At 45.9% G+C, this 13,951-nt stretch carries 5 protein-coding genes; all 5 read right to left on the reverse strand.

Going from position 1 to position 13,951, the window contains the following annotated elements; all coding sequences use genetic code 11:
- Positions 1 to 15 precede the first annotated feature (15 nt).
- The 5 genes from WC496_11290 to WC496_11310 are packed head-to-tail and all read right to left on the reverse strand — an operon-like array spanning position 16 to position 13,904.
- A complete protein-coding gene (locus WC496_11290; protein ID MFA5293605.1) occupies positions 16 to 3,984 on the reverse strand; it encodes an alpha/beta fold hydrolase in 3,969 nt (1,322 codons plus the stop codon).
- A gap of 11 nt (positions 3,985 to 3,995) precedes the next feature.
- The gene (locus tag WC496_11295) at positions 3,996 to 6,995 is read right to left on the reverse strand and encodes an endo-1,4-beta-xylanase (protein ID MFA5293606.1); all 3,000 of its coding nucleotides are present in this window, start codon (positions 6,993 to 6,995) and stop codon (positions 3,996 to 3,998) included.
- An 18-nt stretch (positions 6,996 to 7,013) separates the two neighbouring features.
- Positions 7,014 to 8,957 carry an endo-1,4-beta-xylanase gene (locus tag WC496_11300; protein MFA5293607.1) on the reverse strand — a complete coding sequence of 648 codons (1,944 nt, stop codon included), beginning with the start codon at positions 8,955 to 8,957 and terminating at the stop codon, positions 7,014 to 7,016.
- A 7-nt stretch (positions 8,958 to 8,964) separates the two neighbouring features.
- Positions 8,965 to 11,424, reverse strand: coding sequence for an endo-1,4-beta-xylanase (locus WC496_11305; GenBank protein ID MFA5293608.1), 2,460 nt, complete (start codon positions 11,422 to 11,424; stop codon positions 8,965 to 8,967).
- 26 nt (positions 11,425 to 11,450) lie between these two features.
- The gene (locus WC496_11310) at positions 11,451 to 13,904 is read right to left on the reverse strand and encodes an endo-1,4-beta-xylanase (protein MFA5293609.1); all 2,454 of its coding nucleotides are present in this window, start codon (positions 13,902 to 13,904) and stop codon (positions 11,451 to 11,453) included.
- Between the last annotated feature and the right edge of the window lie 47 nt (positions 13,905 to 13,951).

A 13,951-nucleotide genomic window follows, 5' to 3' on the forward strand; every position in this document is an offset into this window, starting at 1 on the left:
TTTTGTCTTTAAAATTTATTTAACATTATTTTCAAGCCAGCCATATACAAGATTTTGTATCTGAATTGAAAAATAATTATATTCATTTATTATATCAAACTGGAGCTTATCCCGTGAGTCATATAAGTTATATACTTGTGCGGCATTTTCAATACAATTTTTCAGGCCTGAAATATTTGTCTCGTAATCATTCGTGCAGGCGACGATAAGAGCTTTTCGAGGGGCGACCGAAGCAATAAGCTGGTCTATGTCGTATGGAACGCGGGCTTCATTTCTGATGAAAGACTCAAGTTTCGGAATATAAGGATACCGGGTGCAGTATTTTTGTATTCCACCAGTGTCGGGCGATTCCAATCGCATCGGCGAAAGTCCCGCAACACAAACCACGCCTGCTGCACGCTCGTCAAGAGCCGCTGTGTAAAGAGCGACCTGACTGCCCAAAGCGTAACCCAGAAGGTAAATCTTTTTCGAATCGATGTAGTTGACATCGGAAAGACTGTCGATTGCCCGTTGCACGTCAAAAACCATTTTGCCGAGAAGAGAGAAGTCTTTATTTCTATCGTAAAAATCAACGGCCTCAATCTGCCTGCTGCCGAAACCAATCGGGTCAAACGCGAGAACAGCGAAACCTTTTTTGGCTAATTTAAGATGGACAGGTACGCCATAAGAATAGTTTGAACTATAGCCGAAAGGAACGCAGGCTGGAGAAAGCCAAACACAAGCAGGGAATTTGCCGCGGCCGAGCGGTTTGTAAATGTGAGCGGGGATGTAACCTTCGATTAAAAAATCGATTTTTTCAATGCCGGCATAATTCTGGTCTTTTGCGAACCTGTCACGGCCGACAAAATCACTCGTAAATTTCCAGGTTTGATTTATCCGAGCTCTCATAGATTCATCAACGGTTGTATTCGAAGCGGTTCCGAGCATTAAATTTATCTGTTCGATGATTTCTGCTTTCTGCTGCCGCCATTGATTCGAATCGGTCGTGAGTTTATCAACAGCTTTAGGAAAAGCAGTTATGTCGATAATTTTATTATTTATAATCTGCGGATATGGAGGCTTTGTGTCATATATCCTGCTGACCTGCTCGATTTTATCCGCGGGAAGTCTGTCAAACTGCCAATCGAGCCAATCGAGGGTTTGGCCGATGAATTCGGGGCCGACGCCGTGGCCGCCCTGACGGAGAGCAATTGCGATTTTATCAGGACGGCCTAGCGTTTTATACACTTCTTTTGCAGAAAAATACGACTGATATACGCCCCAGATGGAACTGCAGCCGTCGTTTGCCGCTTCGCAGATAAGCATCGGGCGAGGAGCCATCAGGGCCATAAGGATATTACTTTCGACGGGCAGTTTATTTTCACGGCCGGAGAAGAAACGGAAATTATTGCAGAACCAGTCGGGAAACGAGCGAGTAATCATCTCGATGCTTTCGCCGAAATACGATTCGTTATAATACCTCGATGGGCAGGCTCCGCCCTGACCGGAACTTACGGGGATAATAGCAGTGATTCTTTCATCAATCGCACCGGCGATAAAGGTTTGTTTGCCGTTGCGTGAATGGCCGATGATTGCGATTTTGTTCTTGTCTATGAAGTCGAGCGTGTAAAGATAATCGACGCTTCTTGCCGCGGCTAAGGCCCTGCGGGTAAGCGCGCTCCAGTCGCAATCGGGCCAAATGGCGGGATACGATTTTGTATCATCTTTGAAATCGTCGCCATTGTAAATGCATGCGACATAACCTCTGGCGACTGCGGCCATCGCCCAGCGTTTGTGGAATGGCTGGGTTAAAAGCACAGGAAACGGGCCTTTGCCTGCGGGCCTGATAATTTCAACATTTAATTTCGCCTTGTTTTCAGTACCGAAACTTATCAGAACATTTTCAATTGTGAGGTCATTTGCTTCCCTGGTATTCAAAATTTCGGCTTTGAGATTTGTCGGCGCGGCGGGCATTGAGCCGAAGACATATTTATGATACAGGGCCAAATAATCTTTACGCATATTTTGCCAATCGGCAGCATTTTTTATTTTCGGAATCTGCGGCAAATCCGGCTGTGAAGGCATATTATCAAAATCCGGCGGAGTTACGCCGCTTTCGTCGAGCCACTGGTCCCAGGTTTGACTGACAGGCAGCATGGTCCGCATTTCATTAAGACGGGCTTTAGCGCTTTTTGTCATTTTTTTTTGACCGGATAAAACAACGGTTGTAATGGAATTCTTTGGTGAAACAAAATCATTCAATTTTGAAAGCTTACCGGCGGCGGCACAATTTTCCTTTTCAGTAGTTCGATAAATATTGCTGTCTTTAACGTCAAAATTGTCGAAAGCGAGTTCGAGAGTAATATCTATTTGCGAAGGATTGATTATTATTGCAGAGATTTTATCGCTGGCAGGATTAAGAAAAGCTGAAATACGCAGCGCATTTGAATTTGATTTTGCATCGATACGCTGCCAATTCGGGTCAGTAAAAGCGGAATAATGTTTAAACGCGTAGTAGACCGGATTGACGGAATAAGTCTCCCGGTGTGTACTGATAAGGCCCAGAGGTTTTTCCCAGATTAATTGCCAATAAAGAAAAGCAGAAACATTTTCGGCTGTAAGGGCATTGTGAATGATAAGAGCGAGATTCATCGCATCGGCAAAAGAGGTGACATCTCCGCCGCCGCTTTCCCGGGCAAATTCATTTTGCATCAAAGGCTTATCGTTAAAATCCGCGGCAAAACGACTCATTGCAGGAAGGAAACTGTCGGGCGCATCATCACTGCCATCATTATAAATATGATGACTATAGCCGAAAATTTTTGATTTGTCCTCGGCAGTGAAATTGTTAATAAACATTCTTGCAGAAGCTGTGTTTTTGCATTCAGGGCCGAGAAACCGTGGAGGATTCGCCAGTTTGCCGAGCTTATTGTACACTGCGCGAAATGCGAGGTTGTAGCCCGCAGAAGATTCGGTCTGGCAGGGGTCGAATCTGCAGGTATCCCATTCGGTTAGATAATCCGGTTCATTTTGAAATGTTAAATAATAAGGATATACGCCGCGGCTGTTTAAATCGACAAGGCTGTCGTACCACCATTGCGCAAGCGCTTCATATTTATAATTGCCGTTTGCGTCTTTGGCGAGGGTGCCGCCTTTGGTGTTGTTATTGCTTTTTAATGAAGACGGAGGCGACCATGATGCAATCATAATCTTCAGGGGGCGAGGCAGGACTTTATTGGCATTATCAATAATTTTTACGGCTCTGTCTGTGTAGTTGCTGTCATGTCCATCATAAAGATAAGTATTTCGAATTCTTAAAATATCCAGCCCAAGTTCCTTAAAGGCGATATTATAGAAATTGGGCAGAACAGAAAATCCCGCAAGTGTTCGGTCGTACCATGCTGCGGAAGCACCAAAACCTTCTAATTTTTGATAGCGTATATTCGCATCAATTGTGCCGTAGGCGTTTGGCTTAATCGAAGCGTTATCGAGAGCTTCCGGTGCAGGACCAAAAACATTCACATCATCGACGAAGAAGTTTGTGCCGGATGGCGGACCTTCAAAATAAATATCTAAATATGTAAGGGCGCCGTTTACTTTTAATGTAAAAGTGCCTTTTAATTCAACCCATCCGGAGTTGTTCGCGGTTCCGGTGGCGATGTTGGTATATACAGTTCCGTTAGCATCGTGCTGCTCAAGGGAAATTGCAACATTGGCAGAGGCGGCATTCTCTAATTTTATCCAGCCGGAAACCTGGTATGTGCTTTCATTTTTTACCTTGCCCATAAGAGACTGTTTTATTCCCTGCCAGTTAGCGGTTCTGTCGCTCGATTTTCCGCAGGCGGAGCCGGAGTGCTTTTCGACGGTTGACTGCGTAAATACGCCTCCTCGTGAGGCCCAGCCCCGGGTGTCTTCAAGGCTGGGATTTGTTAAAACATTCGTGTCAGCAAAGCAGGAAGAAAAAGCTGTAAAAATTACGATTGAAAAAAATAATTTTGTAGACATTTTGCTCACCTTTAATCCATTTCAGATGATAATGTTGTAATTGAATTTTTTGGAACGGTTAATACGTTATTTTTATCCATATCGCCGATGAGGATGCAATTTTCTGTTCGGCTGGTACGATAAATTTTGGCTGAAGCGAATTTGCAGTTCTCTGCTGTAATCGTAAGTGAAATATCTGTATCTGGAGAAGTGTTGATAATAACTGTGCTGATTTTTTTATTGTCGGGACTGATAAAGGATGTTATCCGCAGAGCAGGGGAATCTGTTGATGCTTCGATTCGCTGGAAGCCGGATTTTATAAAGGCTGAAAACTGTTTGAACGTGTAATAAGTCGGATTGATTTTGTAACCTTCGCTGCCGATAGGAGTGGCAAGCGTTATAAGGCCTCCGCCGATTGCACCTTTGCGAAACAGGCTCCAATAGCAATATGAAGTTAAATTTTCATGGACGAGACAATTCTGAATGTGACGGGCGGTAAACATCGCGTCGTTGTAATCGGGATTACGCGAATACTCTGTCTGGAAGAAAGGTTTGCCTGCGTATCTGGCGGCGTATTTTCTTAATGCCGCGACGTAGCCTTCCGGATTTTCGTATCCGCCGCTGCCGTCGCTGTAAAGGTGATGTGTCCATGCGTAAACGTGGTTCGTATCTATGATAGCGTCGATATACGGCCTTGACCTGCCGAAGCCCATTGTTTCAGGGGCGAGCATTTTCGGCATCTTATCGCCGAATTGTGAATATAACTTTTTATAAACCGCTTCGAACGCGAGATTGTAGCCTGCCCAGTCGGTATCTTCTGTCGGTGAAAATTTGCAGGAGGCATAGCCTGTCTCGATATCGCACTCGTTTTGAATGCTGAGATAATCAATTTTTACTCCGCGAGCCGAAAGGTTTGCCACGCTGTCTGCCCACCAGTCTGCGAATTCCTCGTACATATATTTGCCGTTCGCATCTTTCTTGAGTGTGCCGCCCGTAGTGTGATTATTGCTTTTGAGAGCAGGCGGAGGCGACCATGACGCAATCATAATTTTTACAGGACGAAGCGAAACGCCGACATTTGCGTTAATAATCTCGACCGTATTATCGATATATTTTTCATCGATGCCGTAAAGATTTTGTATCCTGTAAATTTCAAGCCCTAAATCTTCGAACATTAATGTGTAAAGCTCCTGTTTTTTGGGATTCGAAGTGAGCCAGTTCGGGTCATATCCGCCTGCGGCGCCGAAACCTTCAAATTGCTGATAGCGAATAGCTGCATCGATTTTTCCCACGGCATTAGTATCCAATGGTTTCGCCGGAGGGGCAGGCGGGCCGAATACATTCACATCATCAACATAAAAATTAACACCGGCGGCGGGGCCTTCGAAGTAAACATCCAAAGTGCCAAGCTGGCCTTTATATTTGAGTGTAAAATCGCCGGAAAGTTCGACCCAGTTACGATTATCGGCGGCCGCTGAAGCAATGCGTATATAATTGGTATCGGCACTGTCGGTCTGGGCGATGGTTAGCTGAATATTACTGCTGTCTGCATTTTCGAGTTTTACCCAGGCGGAAATCCGATAGGTTTTTCCGTTTTCCATTTTTCCCATCATGGACTGTTTGATTCCCTGCCAGGTATCGGTTCTGCCGAATGCTTTGGCACTTTTTGTGCCGCTGTGTTTTTCGTTTGTATCGGCAGCGATTGAGCAGTTGCGGCCTGCCCATCCGGCGGTGCCGTTTTCGAATCCCGGATTGACGAGCAGGTTGGTATTGCTGTCATCAGGCAGTTCGAAGGTGAATTCATTTGGGCCGCCGGGGACGACATCGATAGTCACAGTCAAAGGTTTAACAGAGGCGGAGGAAAGAGTCACATTGTATTTTCCATAAAATCCCCTGAAACCGGCATTTCCTTTATCGTCTGTAGCTGATGAATCGTTAGTTGTCCATTCCTTCAGCAGCGATTCATATCTTTTTCCCGCTTCGTTTAATGTCCAGTCATTATTAACTATATGGCAGTTTTCTCTCCAGTGCGAGCCTTGCCAGAATCCCCACATCATAACTCCGCCGACTGCGGGATGACTGAAAGAAATGCGATAAAAATCTTCCAAATCATTTGCACGCAGATTCGGGTCGACCTGCTTGACATCAAATTCTGTTATCCAGATTGGCAGGTTAAATTTTCCAAGTTTATCGAGGGCAGTAATATAATCTGTTCGGCTGAAATTCGGCTCTATATGGCCCTGAATTCCTATACCGCCAACGGGCAGAGATTGATTAAGCAGTTTTGTAATGAAATTTTCATAGCGGCTCGTATCATAATTATTTTTCCACAGCACATCGTATTCGTTAACGAAAAGCCTGCAACCGGGGTCAATCCTGTGAGCCTCATTGAACATCCAGTACCAGATTTCTTCGCCAAGCCGGTCTTTATAAAATGAACCGTGAAGAATTTCATTATCGACGTCCCAGTGTACGAATTTTCCCTTAAAATGATTTACGGCACTATCCATTCGATTTTCAACAGCGGTGCGGAGCGGACTTTGTGCCGGCAGCGGGGCGAAGGCCAAATCTTTTAACCATTGCTGGGTGTATTTTTCCTTTTCCCAGAAAATACAGTGGCCGCGCATAGTGATTCCGTTGGCTGCGCACCAGTCAGAAATCTTATCCGCCGCTTCATAAGTAACATTTCCCTGCTCTGCGGGCTCGTTGGAATACCATTTGGATTCGTTTTCCATTACCGCCCACTCAAAATGATTTTTGAAGAAGTTGGTATAATTGGGATCGCTTATGTTATAGTTGATACAGGAGCCGAAACCAAAATCATGTTTTACCTGACTGATTTTGATGTTAACTCCGGACAAAGGCCCTCTATCGCTTTGCGATACGGCGGTAATTCGGAAATTACCCCTGCGGATTTGCTCTATCCGGTTGTTTGCATCAGTACGCCAGTCGCCATAGCATTGCGACAATGACAGGGCCGTTGTGAATGTAAGGAAGATGTAAAAGTGCTTAACAATTTTTTTAATGTTCATTTTGTCCATCCTTGTCTTTTACCAGTTTTGTATACAGTTCGAGTCCTGCGGGTTGTTACACTTCATCCACTGCAACGAGAAATCACTGAAATCAAGAAAATCGACTTTACCGTCAGTTGGCTGAAAATCTGCGCCGCCGCAATTATTATTTGCCGGGCAATCAGAGCTTAGCCAGTATTCGGATACAGTAAAGAGGTCTTCGTAATCGACGCGGCAATCGCCGTTCAAATCCGCATTGAGGGACAATCCTAACTCCTGAACCTGCTGACAGGTCGTCGGTTCATTCGTGAGTTCAATGGTAAATTCGTTTGGGCCGCCGGGAACAACGTCAATAATCACGACGGTCGGCTCCGCACCGGCAGGCGTAAGTGTGATGCTGTATTTCCCGTAAAAACCTCTGAAATTCGTGCTTCCATTATTATCTGTAATCGATGAATCATTTGTAGTCCATTCGTTCCTGATGGCTTCGTATCTTCTTCCCGCTTCGTTTAAGGTCCAGTCCGAATTAACAATATGGCAGTCATCTCTCCAGTGAGAATCCTCCCAGAATCCCCACATCAGGATTCCCTTTACGGCAGGATGGCTGAAAGCGATACGGTAAAAGTCTTCCAGGTCGTTTGCTCTTATATTTTCATTCACATCGTTGACATCGAATTCCGTTACCCATATCGGAAGATTGCATTCGGCCATGCTGTCGAAACGAGCCTTTACAGCGTTGCGGTCGAAACCGCCTTTCATATGGCACTGAACACCTATGCCTTTTACCGGCGCGCCGTCAGCAAGGAGTCCGTATATCTGCTGTTTGTAATCGTTTAGATTATAACCGCCGTCGATAACGCTGTAATCGTTTACGAAAAGCTGACAATTCGGGTCGATAGCCTGGGCTGCCTGAAACATCCACGGACGAATGGAAAGTCCGAGTCTATCTGCAAAGTATGAATTATCGCACATCTCGTTGTTTACGTCCCAGTGAACGAATTTATTTTTAAAATGATTTACAGCACTGCTGAGCCTGTCCTGCACCGCCAGAAGCAAGGCGTCCGTGCTCAGGTTCTTTATCCATGTCTGAATTACACCTTCCGCTGCCCAGAAAATACAATGCCCCCTCATAGTAATATTATTTGCACTGCAGAAGTTGTAAATGCTGTCAGCCGTCGTGTATGTTACGTAATCTTCAGAAGGTTCATTGAAATACCATTTCGATTCGTTCTCCATCACGGCCCATTCGAAATGGTTTTTGAAGAATTGAGCGTAATTGGCATCTGAAATACGATAATTTATCGCCGAGCCGAAAGGGAAGCCGTGTCTTATCTGATGGATTTCGATATTTACATCTGCTATTGGCGTTTTGGAGCCATAAGGCGAAACGGCGGTAATGCGAAAATCACTTTTGCGGATTTGTTCTATTCTCTCGTTTGCCGCAGTTTCCCAGTCGCTATCGATAAGTTCTACAGACACATCGTCGACATAGAAACTTACGCCTGAAGCGGGGCCTTCGAAATAAAGATTCAGACCTGTCAGGGTGCCTGATACGTTCAGGGTAAAGTAATTGGATAAATAAGTCCAGGTGTTATCATAACCTGTAGACCACATTATCGGGATATACTTTGTGCCGCTGTCGTCTACCTGTTTGACAGTGAGTCCCATCGAATTACTTGAAGCGTTTACGAGTTTTACCCAGCCTGAAATAGAATATGTCTGTCCGTTAGTGAGTTTTCCCAGTAACGACTGGCTTATTCCCTGCCAGGTTGCCGTCCTGTTGCTGACCAGCGCGCCGTAGCTGCCTGAATGCGGAACAGTTACAGTGGATATGTTGCAGCCAAGCTGCGTCCAGCCGGTTGTTGTGCCTGTTTCGAGTCCCGGATTGACGAGCACGTTAGTGTCGCCAAAGCAGGGCGATATCAGTATAACTGACGCAAGAGCCAAAAATATATAAAAGTACTTAACGGTAATTTTGTTCATTCCTAATTTACCAATTTTGTGTACAACTCGAATCCTGCGGGTCGTTACACTGCATCCACTGCACTGCAAAATCGCCGAAGTCTAAGAAATCTACAGTGCCGTCAGTCGGTTCGAAGTCGGCACCTTCGCAATTACTGTTTGCAGCGCAATCGGTACTGAGCCAGTAGTCGGACATTATTTCAAGGTCGCCGAAGTTGACGTAGCAGTCGCCGCTAAGGTCTGACAATAAAGCCAAACCGCCATTTTGAACATCTTCACAGGTTTGATATGTCGGCAAAACGGCTTTTATTACCATACCGATAATCGCTTGTCGGTTTACAGTGGACGAATAAGTTGCGCTCGGCGTTTCTGCAACGCCGGTTGCTGATTTATGGCCGGTGACACCGGTATGCCCACTCGATGGCGAGACCGATTGGTCTGTACCTTCTGTGAAACCATTGTTCAAAGTATAAGAGCCGTTGTTGCCGCAGACAGCGGCGACAATAACCATATCTCCCTGGTCAGTTGAAAGAGCGGATGTGGTAATCGGATTTGTTCCGCTTGTCGTATTATTGCCGGCATACGCACCGATAAGAGCAGCCTGATTAACATTCGAGAAAAATGCACTGGCATACGATACGCTGCTCATTGTAGAACTCCACGTTGGGCTGAAATTTGTTGCAATTGCGGATGTGATGTCCGCATCATTGAGGACAAAAACAGCAGTCTGATTTGAATATGAAGCAATTGCGTCAGCTTCAATAATCTTTGTCATTAGCTTGCCGCCATAACTTACCGAAGTAAGATTGCTGCTGCCGGAACTCTCGCCATGTGCCACAAAAACAAGAATACGGTTCGTCCCGGTTTCTTTTGCATGATTCAACCCGGTAGTCCATGAGCCGAGAAGCTCAACATTTGCTCCCGGCGCCATAGTTCTGGCAGATGCCGGAGCTGACCATCCGGTTTCATTCGGAGTCTGAGCGTTATCACGAGCCTTGACTCTAAAGGAATATAAAGTATTCGGATTTAAACCTGTGGCTATATAAGTTGTGCTTGTCTGCCAGCCGCTGTTTTTGCTGCTGTCGGTTGTGCATTCGAAGTAATACTGCACCGGCAGCGAATCATCCGTCGCGGTTGTTGCTGTCATAGTGATTGTAGACTGGCCGGTTGCCGTTGGCACTGAAGCCCATGTCATTGGATTCGGTGTTGGAGGAATATATTCCGGCTCCGGGGAGTGAAGGTTAGTTTGAATTTCGAATTGAGCAGTTGTTGTACCCGGTTCCAGTTCGATTGTATATGTTTCATTGCTCTGGCCTGTTGCGCTTAGCGTAATCTCATAAGTGCCGTGAAAACCTCTGAAGTCCACATTTCCATCCACATCGGTGATGCCGTCATCTTCGGTTGTCCATTCGTCCATCAGGGCTTCATATCGAACGCCTTGTACAGTTAAGTTCCCGCTGCTGTCACAAAGACCTGCGTTGGTTCGCCACATCTGGCCATTCATAAAGCCCCAAAACATTACGCCTTCAACATTGGCATGACTGAAGCATATACGCAGGTAGTTCTCGATGTTATCTGCTGATATGGTTGCGTCTGTGTGTGAAGCGTCGAATTCGGTGGCCCAGATAGGCTTGCCAAATACTGCCAGCGGCTGGAGGACATTATCGTAATAACTTTGGGGTTGAAAGCTGACATTTTCTGCGAGGTGCCCCTGGATGCCATAGCCATCAATAGTCGCCCCCAGACCAATCAGGGTGTTGGCACGGTTTACATAATTGGTTGATGAATAACCGCCGAATGAATTGCCGTTGTATTCATTCATAAACATCCCGCAATCGGGGTCCAATGCTTTAGCGGCATTGAACATATGAACTATTCCTGCGCTGCCGAGACGACTGGTGAAGAAATTATCGGTAAGCATTTCATTATCGACGTCCCAGTTGTAGAATTTGCCTTTGAAATGGGTTACAGCGCTGTCGATACGTTCGTCAACTTCACCCAGTAGTTCGCTGGCGGTAGGATACGTGGCATAGCCTAAGGCCGCAAGCCAGTCCGGGAACTCGGAATTCTCCTGCTCCCAAAAGAGACAATGGCCGCGCATCTTGATTCCGTTGTTGTTGCACCAGGTGTAGATAGTGTCTGCGTTCGTATAGGTCACAACGTTCCTTGTATATTCATTGGCTTTCCATTTTGTATCATTTTCGCAAACCGCCCAATTGAAATGGCTGAGTATGAAATTCTTATAGATTGTGTTACTCATCTGCGAACTGCGGATGCAGGTGCCGAACACAAAATGATGATTAACCAGTTCTATTTGCACATTAATGCCGCTGACGGGCTGTCCCAGCGAGTTGACTAACGTAATCTGCGCATTTCTTTTGCGTATGTTTTCGATTCTCGTATTGGCGTCGCTTTTCCAGTCGCCCAAAGCAATCGATGAAATAACAGCCGTTAAAAATAAACATCTGCCTAATTTTTTAATAAACATCCCAGCCTCCTTATGTTTTTTTTAATTTACCAATTCTGTATACAATTTAAACCCTGCGGGTCGTTACACTGCATCCACTGCACTGCAAAATCGCCGAAATCAAGAAAATCAACAGTGCCGTCAATCGGTTCGAAGTCGGCACCTTCACAATTATTGTTTGCAGCGCAATCGTTACTGAGCCAGTAGTCGGACATTATTTCAAGGTCGCCGAAGTTGACGTAGCAGTCGCCGCTAATGTCTGACAATAATGCCAAACCGCCGTTTTGAACATCTGTACAGGTTTGATATGTCGGCAAAACGGCTTTTATAACTATTCCGAGGATTGCCTGTTCAGATGAAGAGGAAAAAGTCGCACTGGGAGTTTCGGGGGCACCAGTTCCTAATTTGTGGCCGGTCACGCCGGTTGCATACCAATAACTGCCAAACTGCTGATCTGTTCCTTCTGTGAAACCGTTGTTTAAAGTGTATGAACCGGCGGCGCCGCCGGTAGCTGCGACAATAACCATATCGCCCTGGTCGGTTGCAAGGGGAGATGTCGTAATAGTTGTCCCGCTTGCAGTATTATTTCCGGCATACGCACCAATAAGAGATGCCTGGTTGACGTTCGAGAAAAACGCGCTTGAATATGAGTAGCTGCCCCATGTGGAAGTCCAGCTTGGACTGAAATTAGTCGCAATTGCGGATGTGATGTACGCATCATGGAGGACAAAAACTGCAACCTGATAACCAAATGAAGAGCCTGCGTCAACTTCAAGAACCTTTGTCATTGGCTTGCCGCCATAACTGACCGAAGTAAGATCTGCGCCGCCCCAGGATAATCCATGCGCTACAAAGACGAGAATACGGTTCTGGCCTGGTTCTTTTGCATGATTTAATCCTGTAGCCCATGAGCCGAGAAGCTCGACATTTGCTCCCGGCGCCATAGTTCTGGCAGATGCGGGGGCTGATAATTCAGTTTCATTCGGAATCAAAGCGTTATCACGGGCCTTGACTCTGAATGTATATAAAGTACTCGGGCTTAAACCGGCTGCTATGTATGTAGTGCTTGCCTGCCAGCCGCTGTTTTTGCTGCTGTCGTTTGTGCATTCGAAATAATATTGCACCGGCATAGAATCATCCGTTGCGATTGTTGCGGTCATAGTGATTGTAGACTGACCGGTTGCCGTCGGCGTAGAACTCCAGGTCATCGGGTTGGGCGTCGGAGGAATATATTCCGGCTCCGGAGGAGTAAGATTCGTTTGAATCTCAAATAATGCGGTAGTTGCTCCCGGCTCCAGTTCGATTGTATATGTTTCGTCGCTCTGGCCTGCTGAGCGGAGTGTTATCTCGTAAGTTCCGTAAAAACCTCTGAAGTCCGCATTTCCATCTATATCGGTAGTGTCGCTATCTTCAGTCGTCCATTCGTCCATCACGGCTTCATATCGAACGCCCTGTGTAGTGAGAGATCCGGTAGAAGTACAAAGGGCTGCGTTGCTGCGCCACATCTGGCCATCCATAAAACCCCAAAACATTATGCCTTCAACATTGGCATGACTGAAGCATATACGCAGGTAGTTCTCGATGTTATCAGCCGATATGGTTGCGTCTGTATGCGAGGCATCGAATTCGGTGGCCCAGATAGGCTTACCAAATACTGCCAGCGGCTGGAGGACGCTATCATAATAACTTTGGGGTTGAAAGCTGGTATTTTCTGCGAGATGCCCCTGGATGCCGTAGCCGTCGATTGTCGCCCCCAGACCAATCAGGGTGGTGGCGCGGTTTACATAATTGACTGATGAATAACCGCCGAAAGAATTGCCGTTGTATTCGTTCATAAACATCCCGCAATCGGGGTCCAGTGCTTTAGCGGCATTGAACATATGAACTATTCCCGCGTTGCCGAGACGACTGGTGAAGAAACTATCGGTAAGCATTTCATTATCGACGTCCCAGTTGTAGAATTTGCCTTTAAAATGGTTTACAGCACTGGTGAGACGTTCATCAACTTCGCTCAGCATTTCGCTGGAGGCCGGATACGTTGCATAAGGCAGGTCCTCAAGCCATTCTGGGAAATTACCGTTAACCTGTTCCCAAAAGAGACAATGGCCTCGCATTTTGATTCCGTTGGTGTTGCACCAATCGTAGATATAGTCCGCCTGTGCATAGGTCTCATTATCACGTGTAGGTTCATTGGAACCCCATTTAGTCTCGTTTTCGCAGACCGCCCAATTGAAGTGGCCGAGAATGAAATCTCTGTAAGCGGCGTTGTTAAGCAATGGTGAATAAGCGATGCAGGTGCCGAATGCGAAGCGATGCTTAATCTGCTTTATCTGCACCGTAATTCCGCCAACCGGCTGACCGAGCGAATTAACAACTGAAATCTCAAGATTTCGTTTGCGTATGTTTTCGATTCTCGTATTAGCGTCGCTTTTCCAGTCGCCAAAAGCAATCGATGAAATAACAACAGTTAAAAATAAACATCTGCCTAAATTTTTAAACATCCCAACTTCCTTATGTTTTTTAAATTTACCAATTACTTATACAATCA

The sequence above is a fragment of the Phycisphaerae bacterium genome, assembly GCA_041652575.1.
Classification (GTDB): Bacteria; Planctomycetota; Phycisphaerae; order Sedimentisphaerales; family UBA12454; genus UBA12454.

Coding starts and splice junctions, on each gene's coding strand:
- WC496_11295 (MFA5293606.1), bottom strand. CDS start 6,995: ATGAACATTAAAAAAATTGTTAAGCACTTTTACATCTTCCTTACATTC.
- WC496_11290 (MFA5293605.1), bottom strand. CDS start 3,984: ATGTCTACAAAATTATTTTTTTCAATCGTAATTTTTACAGCTTTTTCT.
- WC496_11305 (MFA5293608.1), bottom strand. CDS start 11,424: ATGTTTATTAAAAAATTAGGCAGATGTTTATTTTTAACGGCTGTTATT.
- WC496_11310 (MFA5293609.1), bottom strand. CDS start 13,904: ATGTTTAAAAATTTAGGCAGATGTTTATTTTTAACTGTTGTTATTTCA.
- WC496_11300 (MFA5293607.1), bottom strand. CDS start 8,957: ATGAACAAAATTACCGTTAAGTACTTTTATATATTTTTGGCTCTTGCG.